Source organism: Sphingobacteriales bacterium, from assembly GCA_016719635.1.
Taxonomy (GTDB): domain Bacteria; phylum Bacteroidota; class Bacteroidia; order Chitinophagales; family JADIYW01; genus JADJSS01.
The window spans coordinates 232398-250099 of the sequence record JADJYT010000001.1; the positions used below are offsets into that span (position 1 = coordinate 232398).

Annotated in this window: 17 protein-coding genes; 13 read left to right on the forward strand and 4 right to left on the reverse strand. The window is 39.5% G+C overall.

All coding sequences use genetic code 11. The features are described 5' to 3' along the window. Positions 1–3: 3 nt before the first annotated feature. A complete protein-coding gene (locus tag IPM95_01085) occupies positions 4–1263 on the forward strand; it encodes a DEAD/DEAH box helicase (GenBank protein ID MBK9327913.1) in 1260 nt (419 codons plus the stop codon). A 3-nt stretch (positions 1264–1266) separates the two neighbouring features. On the opposite strand, the gene IPM95_01090 is transcribed toward IPM95_01085, so the two are convergent. The 4 genes from IPM95_01090 to ytxJ all read right to left on the reverse strand — a co-directional run bounded on the left by IPM95_01090 (position 1267) and on the right by ytxJ (position 4044). Further along, positions 1267–1884 (reverse strand): hypothetical protein, encoded by a 618-nt coding sequence (locus tag IPM95_01090; protein ID MBK9327914.1) that lies wholly within the window; start codon positions 1882–1884, stop codon positions 1267–1269. Positions 1885–1898: 14 nt separating this feature from the next. Then, the gene (lipA, locus tag IPM95_01095) at positions 1899–2759 is read right to left on the reverse strand and encodes a lipoyl synthase (GenBank protein ID MBK9327915.1); all 861 of its coding nucleotides are present in this window, start codon (positions 2757–2759) and stop codon (positions 1899–1901) included. 47 nt (positions 2760–2806) lie between these two features. Then, a complete protein-coding gene (locus IPM95_01100) occupies positions 2807–3583 on the reverse strand; it encodes a hypothetical protein (GenBank protein ID MBK9327916.1) in 777 nt (258 codons plus the stop codon). 137 nt (positions 3584–3720) lie between these two features. Then, entirely contained in the window at positions 3721–4044 is a 324-nt protein-coding gene (ytxJ, locus tag IPM95_01105; GenBank protein ID MBK9327917.1) for a bacillithiol system redox-active protein YtxJ, read from the reverse strand. 324 nt (positions 4045–4368) lie between these two features. Here ytxJ and IPM95_01110 point away from each other — a divergent pair, with 324 nt between their 5' ends. The 12 genes from IPM95_01110 (at position 4369) to IPM95_01165 (ending at position 17329) form a co-directional block, all read left to right on the forward strand. Then, positions 4369–5727 (forward strand): peptidoglycan synthetase, encoded by a 1359-nt coding sequence (locus IPM95_01110; protein ID MBK9327918.1) that lies wholly within the window; start codon positions 4369–4371, stop codon positions 5725–5727. A 97-nt stretch (positions 5728–5824) separates the two neighbouring features. Beyond that, the gene (locus tag IPM95_01115; protein ID MBK9327919.1) at positions 5825–6565 is read left to right on the forward strand and encodes a polyprenol monophosphomannose synthase; all 741 of its coding nucleotides are present in this window, start codon (positions 5825–5827) and stop codon (positions 6563–6565) included. Positions 6566–6579: 14 nt separating this feature from the next. Next, complete coding sequence (locus IPM95_01120; protein MBK9327920.1) at positions 6580–7071, forward strand: DUF4442 domain-containing protein; 492 nt, start codon at positions 6580–6582, stop codon at positions 7069–7071. Positions 7072–7276: 205 nt separating this feature from the next. Next, on the forward strand, positions 7277–7621 hold the full coding sequence (locus tag IPM95_01125; protein ID MBK9327921.1) for a hypothetical protein: 345 nt from the start codon (positions 7277–7279) through the stop codon (positions 7619–7621). Positions 7622–7635: 14 nt separating this feature from the next. After that, complete coding sequence (locus IPM95_01130) at positions 7636–8049, forward strand: hypothetical protein (GenBank protein ID MBK9327922.1); 414 nt, start codon at positions 7636–7638, stop codon at positions 8047–8049. Positions 8050–8329: 280 nt separating this feature from the next. Beyond that, positions 8330–9556: a site-specific integrase gene (locus IPM95_01135; GenBank protein MBK9327923.1), complete on the forward strand. Its 1227-nt coding sequence runs from the start codon at positions 8330–8332 to the stop codon at positions 9554–9556. Positions 9557–9582: 26 nt separating this feature from the next. Further along, positions 9583–10596 (forward strand): hypothetical protein, encoded by a 1014-nt coding sequence (locus tag IPM95_01140; GenBank protein ID MBK9327924.1) that lies wholly within the window; start codon positions 9583–9585, stop codon positions 10594–10596. Positions 10597–10710: 114 nt separating this feature from the next. After that, positions 10711–11040: a helix-turn-helix domain-containing protein gene (locus IPM95_01145; GenBank protein ID MBK9327925.1), complete on the forward strand. Its 330-nt coding sequence runs from the start codon at positions 10711–10713 to the stop codon at positions 11038–11040. A 1-nt stretch (position 11041) separates the two neighbouring features. After that, a complete protein-coding gene (locus IPM95_01150; GenBank protein MBK9327926.1) occupies positions 11042–13300 on the forward strand; it encodes a DUF3987 domain-containing protein in 2259 nt (752 codons plus the stop codon). Positions 13301–13419: 119 nt separating this feature from the next. After that, positions 13420–14238 carry a type IV toxin-antitoxin system AbiEi family antitoxin gene (locus IPM95_01155; GenBank protein ID MBK9327927.1) on the forward strand — a complete coding sequence of 273 codons (819 nt, stop codon included), beginning with the start codon at positions 13420–13422 and terminating at the stop codon, positions 14236–14238. 39 nt (positions 14239–14277) lie between these two features. Beyond that, positions 14278–15069, forward strand: a complete 792-nt coding sequence (locus IPM95_01160) for a nucleotidyl transferase AbiEii/AbiGii toxin family protein (GenBank protein ID MBK9327928.1) — start codon at positions 14278–14280, stop codon at positions 15067–15069. A 181-nt stretch (positions 15070–15250) separates the two neighbouring features. Then, complete coding sequence (locus IPM95_01165; protein MBK9327929.1) at positions 15251–17329, forward strand: hypothetical protein; 2079 nt, start codon at positions 15251–15253, stop codon at positions 17327–17329. Positions 17330–17702 lie beyond the last annotated feature (373 nt).

A 17702-nucleotide genomic window follows, 5' to 3' on the forward strand; every position in this document is an offset into this window, starting at 1 on the left:
AGCATGAAATTTGAAGATTACAACATTAATCCCGACATCAAGTACAATCTGGATAAATTAGGGTTCAAGAAACCGACCGATATTCAGTATAAATCCATTCCACCCATATTAAGAGGCGAGGATGTGCTCGCCATTGCTCAGACAGGTACTGGAAAAACAGCGGCATTCGCGATCCCCATCATCCATTTAATCCACCAGCAAAAGTCCTCCAAACGCACCGATGAAATCAAATGCATCGTGATGGTTCCAACGCATGAATTGGCATTGCAGATTCATGAAGTATTTGAAAAGATCGCCGCTAAGACACGCGTAAAAACATTATGTATTTTCGGAGGTGTGGAACAAGACCCGCAAATAAAGGCATTGTATAGAGGGGTGGATGTGGTGATTGCCACACCGGGCAGAATGTTTGACCTTGTAAGCCAGGGTGCTCTGGACTTATCGAGAATCAACTATTTGGTTTTGGATGAAGCCGACCACATGCTGGACCTGGGATTCATCAAAGATATTCAGGATATGATTAAATTTCTGCCCAAAAGAAGACAAACCTTATTTTTTTCGGCAACCATCAATGAGAAAATAAAAAAACTGGCGTATTCATTGGTACATAACCCCATCCGCATTCAGATTTCCCCGAAAGATCCGGTATCCAGGAATGTGCAGCATGCCGTAGCCTTCATTGAGATGGAGGAAAAGCGGTTTTTCCTGGAGCGCATCATCAACGAGCATCCTGACAGCAAAATATTGATTTTTGTAAGAACGAAAGTCCGAGCCGAACGTGTTGCCAAAGCAATGGAACGGGCCGGCATAAAATGTCTGACGATGCACAGCGACAAGGAACATGCGGAAAGGGTGAAAGTCATGGATGCATTTAAACGGGGAAAAACAAAAGTGCTGATAGCAACCGATATCAATGCACGCGGCATAGACATACCGAATGTGGATTATGTGGTGAATTATGACTTACCGGATGAGCCGGAGAATTATGTACATCGGGTGGGCAGAACAGGACGGGGTGACAAGAAAGGACAGGCGATTTCATTTTGCAGTACGGAAGAGCAGCCGACATTGAAAATCATTGAAACATTCCTGCACAATCCGGTTCATGTCATTGAAATAGATAAAGAGGATTACCTGAGCACCATTGAATTTGCAAAAGACACGATGATAAAGGAGGATTTAAAATCATTGCTGAAACAGGCAGAAGTGGATGAACTCGCCTTTAAAGACAAAAAGAAGAAAAAGAACATGAAGAAGCGCTGAGTATCATAAATCGCCGGCGGCAATCTCCTTATCTGCCAGGTTTTGGTAAGCACCATCCTTAATGGTACAGGTCTTTTTATCAAAAGAAAGCTGAACCCTCAGCCATCCATAATGAGTTTCGGAACCAATCTTGAATTTTAGACCTATTAATTTTTCCGTATCATCATAAAATCCAAAATAGCCGAACAGTTCCGTTCCTTTGAATGCTCTCAACAACACATCTCCAGTATTGTTAAATCCGACAGAGTTGCTGTCAATCGCATCATCCGCATATAATTGCTTCAGCACAGATGTGTAAATTCCATTGGGCAGAAAAGTGGATGTTGCCAGAACCTTGTTATTATTGGTATCACCGTGCTGCAGGATAATCCGGCGGATGATGGTATCCGGTTCGATCGTATCAAAAGCAGCTTTTAATGCATAATCCATTACAGAATCGCCATCAATATCCACATTCAGCTGCAGTTCAGGTGCAGTCAATGAGGTCGTGTCGGTGAGTGCCAGATTATATAATCTGTAAATGATGTTCGGATCTGACTTTTCTTTTTTACAGGCTGCCGCAACCAGAATCGCCATACTTACAATAAATAATACCTTTTTACCAATTCTTACCTTTTTCATTATGTGCTTTATGTTTAGATGTGTTTTTCTGCGTGATAGGATGACCGCACCATGGGGCCGCTTTCTACATAAGGAATACCCATAGACAGACCGATTTCTTTGAAACGGGCAAATTTATCCGGATGTACAAATTCCGCAACTTCAATATGCATGCGGGTAGGCTGCAGATACTGCCCCAGTGTCACCACATCACATCCATGATTTTGAAGGTCGTTTAATATTTCATAGACTTCTTCATCCGTTTCGCCCAAGCCAAGCATTATGCCGCTTTTGGTACGTTTGCCAAAGTCTTTGGTTCGTTGAATCTGCTCCAGACTTCGGTCGTATTTCGCCTGAGGTCGAACTCTTCGATACAGCCGTTTAACTGTTTCCATATTATGGGAAACCACTTCCTGTCCGGCACTGATCATTATTTGCAATGCATTCCAGTCTCCTTTCGTATCCGGTATCAAGGTTTCTATAGTTGTATGCGGTGATACTGACTTAACGGCTTTTACGGTATCATGCCAGATCTGCGCACCTTTATCCGGCAGTTCATCCCTGTTGACAGAAGTAATCACGGCATGTTTTACCTGCATCCGTTTAATTGCTTCTGCTACCCGCTGCGGCTCGTCATAATCGATAAATGTAGGCCTGCCTGTTGCAACAGCACAGAAGGAACAGGAACGGGTGCATACATTACCCAATATCATAAAAGTAGCCGTTCCTGCACCCCAGCATTCACCCATATTCGGGCAATTGCCGCTTTCGCAAATGGTATGCAGGTTATAGGTGTCAACTAAATTTCTGACTTTTTTATAATTCTCCCCTATCGGAATCTTTACTTTCAGCCATGGAGGCTTACGAGGCTTTAAAGTTATGTCTGTATCGTTCATGAACCAGAAATATTAACAGGTGTGTTATGCTGAAAAAGCAGGAACCATCAGCGTTGCTTTCTTTTACCTAACATAATCCCAACATAAGCGGAGGGGAAGAAAAATGAATTGTTTTGCACCATAACAGGGACTTTTTTATAATAGAAGTCCGCTGCCAGACCTATTTCAAGGGCTTTAACAAAACTTTCATTTTTCGCCCAGTCAAACTCCAATCCGAGTTCTGTATGCAAACCGGGTATTACTTTTATCTTCCATCCCCTCAGGAAACCGGATGCTCCAACAATACGTTCCCAGTCCAGGAAACTGTTATCTTCGTTCGGGTCATAGGTAACATCCACCAAATCTTCTTCCGTCGCTAAGGTTAACGGTTTTGGAATAACCCTCAGGTAATAGGGTTTCAACAAGGCCAAGGTTAATCCTCCTGCATATTTAAAAAAAATCTGCACACCATGTTTCTTCCCTTTTTCCGCCACCAGTAATTTTTGCCCGACACCACCGTATATTGTAAAGAGGGTATTTTGTTTTCCATATACAAAAGGTTTGTATCCATCTCCGCCAAAAAAACCGCCGCTGCCATACCGTGATGATTGTCTGACCTGTTTCAAATGCCAGAAATAGGCGAATTGAACCTGAAACAGGATACTGCTTTTATATTTCCTGCTTCTGGTAATTTCTGCCCCGAATCCAAATCCGTCACTGCGCAATCTAGCTCCCGCCTGCCAGGATTTCCGGTATATGACGGAATCAGGATTTATCTGTGCCGTTACTTTCTCATAAAATAACAGGCACACCATCAGGTAAATTATTTGCAGATATCTATTCACGGATATAATACATTCAAGGTGCTAATTTAGTTTAAAAGTAGTGAATATTCATAGGCAGAAATGAATATTTTAGAAAGCATTGTGAATAGTGAAAGACAGGCGCGGAAGAAACGAACCATTTTCATAAATGAGGCTGATTAAAAAATCAACTCTTCTTTAAGAGTATTCACCTGTATGGTATTATGACTCGCATTATAAACAGCAGTGCCACCCTGAAAAACAATTAACTGCGGAGACTGGTGTTCCACCCCTGAATAACCGGCAATCAAATTGGAAAGAGTGCGGAATTGAATTAAATCCAAATAATAAACGGGAATATCCAGATTCCATTCTCTTTCAAGCCTGCTTTTGGCCATTGAGCTGATAGAACATCGGGTACTGTGTTTAAAGACAGCGAATACAGAACCGCTCTTAATCAAATTCAGAAATTGTTCTTCGGTGGTCAGAATTTCCCATTTCATAATGGTTAAACACTCTTTTTGGAAGATTGTTCTTGTTTAACTTTGGTCCAGGTTGGACATCCCGTGCCTCTATGACAAGAAGAAATAAGTGTGATTAATCCGGCGCATAAAAGCACCAGCAGTGACTTTTTTGTTGGCTTCATGTTGTTTACGTTTGTGTTTACTACGCAAAACTATATCATTTATTGGACATTAACACACCCGTTTCACTTTAATTAACAATTTAACTATGATAAATTCAGGTAAATCAATGATTTAATAAAATATGCGCAAGTGTGAATAACTATAAAAAACCAAATTCCTGCACTTACATATTTTTATAAAATGCAACATTTTCATTTTATTGCTATCGGAGGAGCTGTCATGCACCAGTTAGCCTCTCATTTAAAAAATGAAGGCAATACCATTACCGGTTCAGACGATGCCATTTTCGATCCTGCCAAATCCAATCTGGAAAAACTTGGACTTATGCCGGATTCTATCGGCTGGTTCCCGGAAAAAATCACTGCATCGGTTGATGCAGTCATACTGGGTATGCATGCGAAAGCAGATAATCCCGAACTTATCAGAGCCCAGGAGTTAAGAATTCCTGTTTACTCCTTTCCTGAATTCGTTTTTCAGCAATGCAAAGCTAAAACTCGTATTGCCGTGGCAGGCAGTCATGGCAAAACATCCATCACCTCCATGATCATGCACCTGCTGCGGGTAAGTGATAAGGAATTTGATTATCTGGTAGGTGCAAAGCTGGAAGGATTTGATTTTATGGTGAAAACATCTTCAACCGCACCGTTGATGGTCATTGAAGCCGATGAGTACCTGACTTCCCCCATTGATTTGCGCAGTAAATTCCTGCATTACCATCCGCATATTGCCATTATTTCCGGCATTGCCTGGGATCACATCAATGTGTTTCCGACTTTTGAAGAATATCTGGAAACCTTCCGGAAATTCATCCTAAGTATTCAGAACGGCGGTTATCTTATTTATAATGCGGAAGATGCGGAGCTTGAAAAGATGGTACATGAAATAAACCCTGAAATACACCTGGTACCTTATCATCCGTTTTTATTCAAAACCACAGATGATGAAAGTTTCTTGATTTATAACAATAATGAATATCCTGTCCATGTTTTCGGAAGCCATAATTTTGCGAACCTGAAAGCAGCTTTTGAAACAGGGAAAATAATCGGACTGAAAGATGAGGCCGTCTTAAAATGCTTTCAGTCATTTCTGGGACCTGCCAAACGGCTGGAGAAGGTGTATGATAACAGCGAAAAAAGGGTGACGGTATTCAGGGATTTCGCACATGCTCCCAGCAAAGTAAAGGCTACCGTTAAAGCAGTACGGGAACGTTTTCCCAAACGAAAGATAGTTGCCGTATTTGAATTGCATACCTACAGTTCCCTGCAGGAAAATTTTATATCCCATTATGCCCATTCCTTGGATGCCGCGGATGTAAGGGTTTTATTTTTAGATACGGAGGCGCTGAAAATCAAGAACAAACAAGATTTGGAAGAACAATGGCTCAAAGAACAATTTGCCGATGACACTATCCTGGTGGTTAAAGATGTCAATGAGCTGAAAGGGATGATTCGAAATCAGCGAACGGACGACTGTGTGCTGCTATTGATGAGTTCAGGAAACTTTGGCGGTTTATCCATAACAGAACTGCAGCTAGCATAAACAGACCTTATTAAAATTTTAAGAAAAACACCCCATTCTCCAAAAAGTAAGAATATATCCTTATTTTTGCGTTCACTTTAACTAATATTTTCACTGCTTGAGAGACTGCCTCATCATTATACCAACCTACAACGAGAAGGAAAACATAGCTAAGATTATTCCTTATATCTTAAATCTATCCGACAGATTTGAAATATTAGTCATTGAAGACGGTTCTCCGGATGGGACAGCCCAGGTTGTCAGAGACCTGACCGGGAATTTTCCTGAGAAAATACACCTGATAGAGCGAAGCGGAAAATTAGGATTGGGCACCGCCTACATCACCGGCTTTCAGTGGGCGCTGCAAAAAGAATATGCGTATATCTTTGAAATTGATGCCGATTTTTCCCATCCTCCTGAAAAATTACTGGAATTGCTGGATGCCTGTGAAAACAAAGGTGCTGACCTTGCTGTCGGTTCGCGTTATGTAAAGGATGGCGGCGTAGTGAACTGGCCTTTTAACCGTTTGTTTTTATCTCTGTTTGCCTCCAAATACGTCAGGCTCATTACCGGCATGCGTGTAAAGGACACCACTGCCGGATTTGTCTGTTACAAAAGGCAAACCCTGCAGCAGATTGATTTTGACAAAATCAAATTTGTCGGTTATGCTTTCCAGATAGAAATGAAATTTGCAGTTTGGCTTGCAGGGCTTAAAATCATTGAAGTACCCATTATCTTTAAAGACCGTGAAATAGGCGTATCCAAAATGCACGGCGGTGTCATCAAGGAAGCTTTCGTGGGTGTCCTTCAGATGAAGTGGGCGAGTTTACAAAATAAAAGACGATATTTACCTCATTAATCCCATGCCTTATTATGTTGAATGCAGCATCCCAAAAAGAATACCGTAACCTGGTGTTATCCCCCTTCTTTAAAGTCGGCATGCTAAAGGTATTGCCTATGGGCACCATAGCTGGTTTAAAAATAACGGAACTGGACGAACAACAATGCAAAGTGACGGTTCCGTACAAATACATCAATAAAAATCCTTTCAATACCACCTACTGGGCCGTACTGGGTATGGCGGCGGAAATGGCCAGTGGCGCCATGGTACAAATGTACACGCACAAGCTGAATCCATCCGTTTCCATGTTTGTAACCGGCTGTGAAGGAAAATTCTTAAAAAGAGCAGTGGGCATCACTACCTTTATCTGTACTGACGGACAACTCATCGCCGATACCATACAGAAAGCCATCGACACCAGAGAGCCGCAGACCATACAAAGCAATGTAAAAGGCTACGACAAGGACAATGTCCTTTTGGTGGATTTTAATTTTGAGTGGAGCCTCAAAGCCAGAATCCAATAAGCGTCCGCCGGGTATTAATTTATCGTTTCTTCATTCCCGTCAAATCCAGCGGATACATCCAATCTGCGCTGCTGGGTGCTGATTGAATTTCATCCTACTGGCAAATGATTGCCTGGTGGTAAACCACCAAATTACAAAAACATGGTTTACCGCCATATTCATATAAATCTTATCTTTTATCTTTGGAATAATAAAAATTACTATTATGAAAAAACAGATTTTATTTTTTGCCTTAGCCGGCGTATGCCTCTCGTCCCTCTTTTTTACAAGCTGTAATAAAGATTCCATCCAAAAAACGGTGGTCAGCGGGTCGAATGACTTAACCACCGTACTGGCACAGTTCAGGTCACTGGCGGGTGATTCCCTCAACTCTACCCCAACGCCGGCATTCTTAGACGGCAGAAGGAAATCAACTGGGATGCTGTTCCGATTTCCTTTTCCAACACGAACAGTTTCCCCGGTGATTTTTTTAATTCAACAGACGGTGCTGCACCCAACGGCAGAAAGCGCGGTGCTGTATTCACCACAACCGGTACCGGTTTCAGGGTAGATACCAGTGCTTTTGTGGAACTCGATGCTTCCAACGCTGTCGAATTCAGTGCATTCAGCCCGAAAAGGACGTTTAGCTCTATTGGAAGCAATACGCTCGCAGTCACCTTCAGATTACCGGGACAGGCAACTGCTGCGGCGGTGAATGGCTTTGGAGCTATCTTCTCGGATGTCGATGTTGCCGGCAGCACGACGATGGAGTTTTATGAGAATTACACCAGCCTGGGAAAATTTGAAGTGCCCGTTCGTTCCGGCAGTACATCCTTTTCATTCTTAGGTGTCCATTTTCCGGATAACAAGGTCACCAAGGTGACGATAACCTGTGGAAATGGCAGCATTGGTGCCGGAGTTAAGGACATATCCAGCGGCGGCACCAATGATTTGGTCATTCTGGATGATTTCATTTACGGTGAACCGGGTATCTATTAACCGGAATCCATGTCAAAAAAAACCGCCTGAATTCAGGCGGTTTTTTAAATTTGTACCAATAAAAACCCGAAATAAATCGGAAAGTCGTGACCGCGGCACGAATCGAACGTGCGACCGACTGCTTAGAAGGCACTACCTATACCCTATTCTTAGTTTCCTTTATTTGTTAATCTATTGATTTACAGCACTTATTTTCAAAATATCTTTCCTTTTATTTCCTTTTTTCGCCCTTATTTAGTAACTTTAGGTCACATTCAAGGTCACATTTCAAACTAAAACTATGGTAGAAAATAAGGTTAGCATCTCTTTCTTTTTAGATGCATCACGCCCCAATGCTGATGGAAGATGCCTAATAAAGTTAAACATTTATTGCAAACCAGACAAAAAAAGATATGGTACAGGTCACAATGTGACTAAAGAAGAATGGGAGAAACTCAACAGCTCATACCTAAAAAACGAAGAATTAAAGGATATCAAACTGAAATTGAACGGAATAGAAGAGAAAGCCTCAAACATCATTAAGGAGCTAAACCCATTCTCATTTGTAACCTTTGAAGAAAGATTCTTTAATAAGGCATCAAAAAGCCACACTAAGAACCTGAAAAGCTGGTTTGAAAACTACATAAAGGAACTCAAAGATAATGGGCAGATAGGCACTGCACATTTATATAGAACGACAAAGAACTCTATTGATGAATTTAAAAAAGGCTTAAATTTACAGGACATCACACCTGCCCTTTTAAAAAGCTACGAAAGTCATTTAATAAGCAGCAAGAAATCCGTCAGTACAATAAGCATATACATGCGTCAAATTAGAACAATTTTAAACCAGGCTATCACCGCTGGCGTGCTACCTGCTGAAATGTACCCATTCAGAAAATACGAAATACCATCCGGCAGAAATGTAAAAAAGGCACTTAATGAAAGTGATATTGCAAAATTACTGAATCACAAACCGGAAAAGAAAGACGAAGAGAAAGCATTAGACCTTTGGATTCTTTCCTATTTATGTAACGGTATGAATTTCGCAGATATTATAGAATTGAAACCTGAAGATATAAAAGGCAACCTGCTGCAATTTGTAAGGCAGAAAACAAAACGCACAAAAAAGAAAGACTTACGTCCAATCAAAGTAGGTTTAAATCCAAGAGCAATAGAGATTATAGAAAAATACAAAAATACCAATCCTGAAAATCCATATCTGTTTCCATTCTTAGAACCCAACCTCAGTCCTGTAACAAAGAAGCACCGTTCCAAGAGATTAATTAAATGGGTAAATACAAGAATGGAAAATATAAGGTCCGAATTAAAGATTGAACAGAAATTAGGCACTTATGTAGCACGTCATACATTTAGCACAATTTTAAAGAGAAAAGGAATTTCATCAGAGTTTATCAAAGAAAGTTTAGGACACAGTTCATTAGTAACCACAGAAAACTACTTAGACAGCTTTACTGATGATGTAAAATTAGAATACGCAAATTTATTAACCGACCTGAAAGCATAATGGAATTAAGAATATTAGACAGCATAATGCACGGCGTACTCAAGCCCTGGAAGTTGGATACTTCAAATAACAAAAGATTTACTGAATTGGTAAAAGAAGCTAAGAAAGTCAATCCCTCCACCTGCAGAGAACAACATCTACAACTTTACTACTTATTAGCAGATTACCCTACATTACAAAAAGTATTAGAAACAGAAATTCCTTTAGAAAAAACACTCCAACCTCTTTGCTTTAATACCAATTTACCAATGTATAATAATGCAGTTACTAACTTTTATTATTTAGTAATTACATTAGAAACGCAACGGATTTACAATAGGGTGTTAGAATATTTAAAAATCTTTGACAATCAAATAGACCTAATCTATCATACAGGTAACGTGTTGAAATATGCTAAGGTTTTAGCAAAGCAGGCTTCAATTGAATTGGATATGATGGGCTTCTCTGGTACAACGTCACAAGTTGAAACATCAAACTACGCTATCTATTGTCTAAAGCATTCCCTCATACAGCTATATTTCAGCATACAGGAACAATATAAAGACAGACTTGAAGAAAAAACAACGCTTGAAGACTTCTATCTGTTGGATTTAGAAGAACCCTTATCTGGCATGTTACCTTTAGAAAAAATTCATGTAATTGAAAATGATAAATCAAACCAACAAATACAGGAAAAGCTATCTTTTGGGTTTAATGAAGATGTAGGAAAACTCAGAACCGTAATTAATCTGTTATGTATTAAAATAGAACTATTAAATAGCGATACAAAAACAGATGATTTAATAACGATTCTAACAGCAAAAAATATAATTCCCGGAAGTGTTAAAATTCAAATAGGCTGCGAAACAGTCCAATTCAGGTATATAATCGACAAATTGAAACCTTCTTTTAATGCCCTCAACCCACAGAACATTGAATTATCTAAATGCTTTTTTACCAAAAAAGGCACATTAATTAAAGCTCAGAATCTCTACACAAATAAAATTTCCAACCCGAAAGAAAAAGATAAAATAGACAATATTATCAAACAACTGCAATAAAAAACAATGAGAACAATGAGATAAAACCATGAGATTTTACTATCTCATGGTTTTGTTTTTTACGTAAAGCCAATTTTGAATCGAATTATTAATAACAATAAAAAAGATTTCAAAATGGGAGAAAATTCATTAATTCTCGACAAGCTCACCGAAATAGCAGAAAAGCTAACAGAGCAAAACCTGTTTCAAAAAACAGTCCTCAACTTCAACGAAGCATGTGCCTACTTAGATTTAAGTCAGTCACACCTTTACAAGCTCACCAGCGCAAGGCACATCCCCCACTTTTGCCCACAAGGGAAAAAACTCTACTTCCGAAGGGATGAATTGGATACCTGGCTACTCCGAAATCGGCAACTTACAAAAGAGGAATTACAGGTAACCGCAGCAGACAGCTTCACACGGGTAACCAGAGCTAAAAACAATTCATCATCAAAATCCAAGTAACATGTCAGCCTGCACCATTTTTAAAAACTTTTCTGCACCAGTAGAAGACAAATCCTTAGTGATCATTTCAAAATGGATTGCCGAAGGTAAGTACAAAACCAAAATCGAGGAAATCCGTTCATTGGTACGGCAAGGTAAAAACGAGGAAGCTTCCGACAAAAAGAAGCAACTCCTCGCCTTCACACCCTCTGGCATATTCAAAGGAAAAAGGCAATTGTCCTATCTGGAAAGGTACACAGGTTTCCTCCACCTCGACTTTGACAAACTATCACCGGAGCAGTTGCAACAGGCATTTCAGGTAATCTCAGCCATTCAACACACATTTATATGCTTTATCAGCCCAAGTGGAAACGGACTGAAAGTATTTATCGAAGTGGACACAGGCATGGAACACCACGAAACCGCCTATCGTCAGGTTCAAAAGTTCTATGAGGATGCCACAGCCTTAAAGGCAGACCCAAGCTGCAAAGACATCACAAGGCTGTGTTTTATAAGTTACCACCCTGAGCTGTATATGAACATCAGGTACGAAAAATTCAAGGTAGAAATTCTGGAACTGCAATCCGAAAGCAAAAGTGTACCACAAGTAATATCTGTAACACCCAATCCAGAACGGAAGCAAACACAGGAGCGGGAAAACCCCAACACCGCCTTCATTTTCAATCAACAAATCGGATTCACTAACAAAAAAATAAACTACACAAATGGAAATCGTAATAATTACCTGTATCTGCTGGGATCTAACTGCAATCGCGCTGGGTTGTCAGAAATGGACACTGTTCAATATTGCCTGGAGCATTTTGACCTACCTGAAAGAGAAATTAGAGCATCTGTAAATAGTGCCTACTCTCATCATAGCACAGAATTTGCAAAGTTTGCAAATGTTGCAAACTTGCAAAATACGGATGGAGAAAATGAAATCGAGGAAGATTTTCTGAAGAATACCCCCGTCATTCCCGATGAAGTCTACGATACCCTGCCAGATATACTCAGAGAAAGCGCATTAGCATTTACAGACAACCGTAAACGGGATGTATTTTTTTCAGGGGCTATCGCTATCCTGAGCGGCTGTCTTCCTAAGGTTACGGGTGTATATGCACAGGAAAGGGTATATCCGCACCTGTACACCTTTATTATTGCACCTGCCGCCAGTGGCAAAGGTGTATTAAAGAATGCCAAACGTTTAGCTGATAAATACCACCAGAAGGTAGTCGAGGAAAGCAGAAGCGCACAAAAGAAGCACGAACTCGAAATGCTGGATTACAAAAACAAACAGCATCAGGTAAAAAAGGGAGAACCATTGCCCGAGAAACCCGAAGAACCACCCTTCAAAATAGTATTCATTCCGGCTAATTGCAGTCAGGCAAGGATTATCGAGCATTTGCAAGCCAATGACGGACAAGGCATTATCTGCGAAACGGAAGCAGATACCATGAGCAGCACAAAGAAACAGGATTGGGGCGATTACTCTTCTATCATGCGAGGTGCATTCCACCATGAAAAAATCTCCGTATCACGTAAAACCAACAATGAATTTATAGAAGTTAATGAACCACGTCTGGCTATTACGATAACGGGTACACCGGCACAAGCTCCAAAGCTCATTGCATCTGCCGAAGATGGACTTTTCAGTCGTTTTATGTTTTATGCCTATAAAAACGAAATAGAATGGCAGGACCCGTCCCCTCAAAATCGTTCTATTATTTACAACGACCACTTCGACAAGTTAGCCGATATGTTATTGCAAAGCATTGAGTTTTTGGAACAATCACCCACAGAAATACTGTTAAGTGACGACCAATGGGATAGCCTAAACAGCACATTTAGAAGCAGACTGTCAGACGTGACCATCTTCACCGGCGAAGATGCTGCCAGTATTGTATTCCGATTGGGGCTGGTTACCTTCCGCCTTTGCATGATATTTACCGCTATGCGCAAGGTAGAAAACGCAGAGATATCAGATTTCATGTATTGCACACAGGAAGATTTTAAGAATGCCCTGATGATTACACAAACCTACCTGCAGCACAATATTTTAATGTTCAACAATTTGCCAAAACAAAACGACAGGATGGAATTTCTGTCCGGCGATGGTAAGCGTAAACTCTTTGACGCATTGCCGAAGGAGTTCAGCCGGAAAGAAGCCATAGAAACAGGCAAAAAGTTCAGCTTAGGCACACGCACCATCGATGAAATGTTGAAAACTTCAGTCGGCAAAAACTTGACTAAAATCAAATCTGGCACATATTTGAAATGCTGATTTTCTGGCATTAGCTATATTAGACAGTCCATAATCTTACTTTATTTTTAAAATAAAAAGATAAAATAATTGCAAAAAGCACCGTTTTTCAGTACCTTTCGCATAGAATAACTCTTTAAATGAGTGTACAAGTAGAAATAAAGATTCATAAATGGGTTGAAAACCTTCAATCACAGGGTAAATATGCATTTTCATTAGCGTTCATTCAAGAACAATTATCTAACTTTTCAGCAATAGCCATTAAGAGTTCATTAAGCCGCCTTTCAAAAAAAGGATTGATTATCTCTATTCACAAAGGATATTATTTGATAATTCCGCCTCAATACAAATCAAAGGGCATTTTACCACCATCTTTGTATTTAGATGCATTTATGAAAGAACTCAATCGTCCGTATTATTTGGCACTGTTAAATGCAGCCGCATATCACGGGGCATCGCATCAGCAGCCGCAGGTGTTTTTTGTAATTACGACCTTGCCTGTGTTAAGACCAACAAACAAAAAAGGACTGAAAGTAAACTACATCAGTAAAAAAGAATTACCGGTAAATTTGTTGGAAACAAAAAAAACAGAGGCAGGATATTTAAAAATATCAAACCCCATACTAACAGCGACAGACCTGATTCAATATGAAAAAAGAATGGGTGGCATAAACAGGGTGGCTACTGTTTTAAATGAATTAGCAGAAGCTATAAAGCCGGAAGTGTTTAACCAATACCTGTTACAAAATACGCACGTTACAGCTTTACAGCGATTAGGCTATTTGTTAGAACATGAATTTAAGAATCAGATTCTGGCAGATGCTCTTTTTCATTCATTACAAATAAACGAAGCTAAACTATTTCGTATTCCGCTAAAAGCATCAACCGGCAAAAAAGGCTTTTCATCCGAAAACCGATGGAAAGTGATTGTAAATACAGAAATAGAAACTGACTTTTAGTTGGTTCTTTTGACCAAAAGATAAAGAGATAAACTGATAATGATACCACAGGCATACATAACAGAATGGGCAAACCACGTGCCATGGCAAACCAACGAACAGGTAGAGCAAGACTTGGTCATTTGCCGTGCATTGGTAGAAATATTTTCTGACGAATGGCTGGCATCAAGTCTGGCATTTAGAGGTGGTACGGCATTGCACAAATTGTATTTACACCCACAACCTCGATATTCTGAAGATATTGATTTGGTACAAATTAGACCCGAACCCATCAAAGAAACCATTCAGCGATTGCAGGAACGGCTGGCCTTTTTAGGAGAAAGTTCAGTAGCACAAAAAAATAGTAACAATACACTCAAATTTCGCTTTGAATCGGAGTTCCCTCCGGTACAAAACCTTCGCCTTAAAGTAGAAACAAACTGTCGTGAACACTTCACGGTATTAGGTTATCAGCAATTCCCATTTGAAGTAAAATCATCATGGTTTACAGGTGGGTGTAATATTACCACCTATCGCTTAGAGGAATTACTGGGCACAAAACTAAGGGCACTTTACCAACGAAGAAAAGGCAGAGATCTATACGACATGCACAAGGCGCTGGTAAATCAACCCGATTTGGATAAAGATGCGCTGCTGAAATGTTACCATGAGTATATGAAGTTTGCCGTTGACAACCCGCCCGGTCAAAAACTGTACTTGCAAAACATGGAAGCCAAGATGCAGGACCCTGAGTTTTTAGGTGATATAGCAGGATTAATCAGACCTGCAGAAAATTACGACCAGCAAGCGGCTTACCAATTGGTGAAATCAGAGCTTCTCGATAAAATATAAAATGCAATTGCATTCTTGCAACCTTGCAGACTTTGCAATGTTTGCAAATTCCTAAACCAACACTCAGTCTTTATTTTTTCTTTTCTTATATTTGACTATATGATAAGAAAAAATTCGCCATTGCTTATTTGAGTTAAAAAATATTTTAAAAACTATGCCATAGAAATACAAATTTTAAATCATGAAACAAACCATAAAACTAAACGTCATTCCTTTTGACGTACCTGTAGCAGAAGTAGAATTTGCATTCTATACAACAAATCATGACAACTATTGCCGCATCCACAAAGACGATTTAAATGATTTGTTTGAAGATAAAATCCACGAAAGCGAATTACACGAAGGTCAGTGGCTCTACACCGATTTTCAACCGGCAAAAGAAAACGCCATAAGAATAAAGGTAAACCTGTATGATAACGTGTACTTCTCCCTGCATTATTACAGGTACCTCATTCGCAATTACTTTTCCGGCAAGGCAGATATAATGCACAGCAATTTCACTAAGGAAATTGAAGTCTATTTTCAAAACAAGCAGCTAAGCGACAACCTATACAAGGTATATAACCAGTTTACACTCAAGGTACAGCACAGCCGCTTTACGGATGGTCCCGAATTGGTCGTATCCTACGATGGTACTACTAAGGTGTACAACAAAAGCCTGGCGGAAATTGCCGATTTTCAGACACAATATTATAATTGGATAAACTGTAACGGAGTGTTGAACAGATGGAAATATTTAACCGATCAACAGAAATTAAACCACGATAAGAACTATCCGGTACTAAGCAATACATTAAAACCACATCTCGGAATTAAATTCGATGTACCCACATTTGAAAATCGCTATCCCAAATATTTTAAAATATTGGAAGACTTTTACAACAACTACTTAAACACAAAAGAGTTTCGCAAAATACTGCCATTGGCAGAAGAAGGATACTTCACACCGCCCGGTGATACGGTTCGGATAATAAATCCCGAATCGAATGAGTTGCAGTATTCAAACGGAAAGGTAGGCAGAGACCCTAAGAAAGATTTTAAAAGCAAAGGGCCGTTCAAATCCGTGCCGCCGCCAAACAATGTAAAATTCTTTTTCATTTATCAGAAGTCCGACAAGGATACAGCCGTTAAAGCCATCTACAATTATTTAAAAAATGGATTCTATCACGAAAAATTTCCGTTTCCAAGCATGAATGATTACATCAGATTACCCTTTGAACTGGATGTAACGGGAAATATAGAATACGAAAACTTAAACGAAGCCATATCCACCGTACATAAAGCGATAAAGAATATGGATAAATTGCCCGACACAAAATACCTCGCTATATATATCAATCCTGTCCCTAAAGCCGATAAGGATGCAGGTCGCAATGCGATTTATTATCGCTTGAAAGAAATATTACTAAATGAAGGGATTTTATCACAGGTCATTAAAACGGAACACATTCACAGAAACGGCTACAAAAACAATGATTTTAATACCTTCCTGCCGCACCTGCAAATTGCAATGTTGGCGAAACTGGGTGGTATCCCCTGGCGTTTAAACAGACCCACTACAAACGAATTGATAGTAGGCGTAGGCGCATTCTTCTCGGTATCTCAAAAAACAAGGTTTGTAGGTTCTGCATTCTGCTTCAATAATGAAGGAATCTTTAAAGGCTTTGATTGTTTCAACGCAAACGATACAACGAGCTTGGCAGGTTCTATTCGAGAAGCGGTATTGAAATTTATAGTAACCAACCATAAAGCAGATAGGTTAATCATTCATTTTTATAAAGACATAGGCAAAAAGGAATTGAGACCAATAATGGAAACCCTGCATAAATTAGGATTAAATATACCGGTCATTATTCTTACTATAAACAAAACAGAAAGTAAGGAACTATTGGGATTTGACACCACAGACACAAAAAACCTGATGCCTTACAGTGGTACTATTATAAAAGTAGGCAGAAAAGAATATCTCCTGTTCAACAATACCCGCTACGATGAATATTCATCCCCGAAGAAAAAAGAATACCACTTTCCGGTAAAAATTTCTCTGGCATGTTCTGAAAGCGGCATGTTGGACGACATGGATTTGGTTGAGCAACTGATAGACCAGGTATATCAGTTTAGCCGTATGTATTGGAAAAGCACAGACCAGCAAAGCCTGCCTGTCACCATCAAATACCCTGAAATGGTAGCGCAAATCTATCCATATTTTCAGCATGATAAATTGCCTGATTTTGGAAAAGAAAACTTATGGTTTTTATAAATTTAAGAGAGCAGAAGCCTTATTTTTGATATTATTACACATTTTTGTTTGATAATTAATGTTAAATCCACTTATTTATGCTTGTGTATGGAATATTTAAATTAACTCAGGTAAAAATTGTTCAATAATTTTAACATCTTTACGTTGTGAAAATTTTTACCATCATATTCAGCATATACATTTTGATGCTCTCATTCGCACCATGTGGTGATAATGTTGAATGTGGTGAGCGGAAAAAAACGGAACAATCTCATAACAGCCACAAACATGAAAATGAAAATTGCACACCATTTTGTATTTGTGCTTGTTGCGGTCAGCCTGTTGCAAGTAAGATTAATTATCCGATAGCTCAAACAGTTTTAAAACCTGAGAA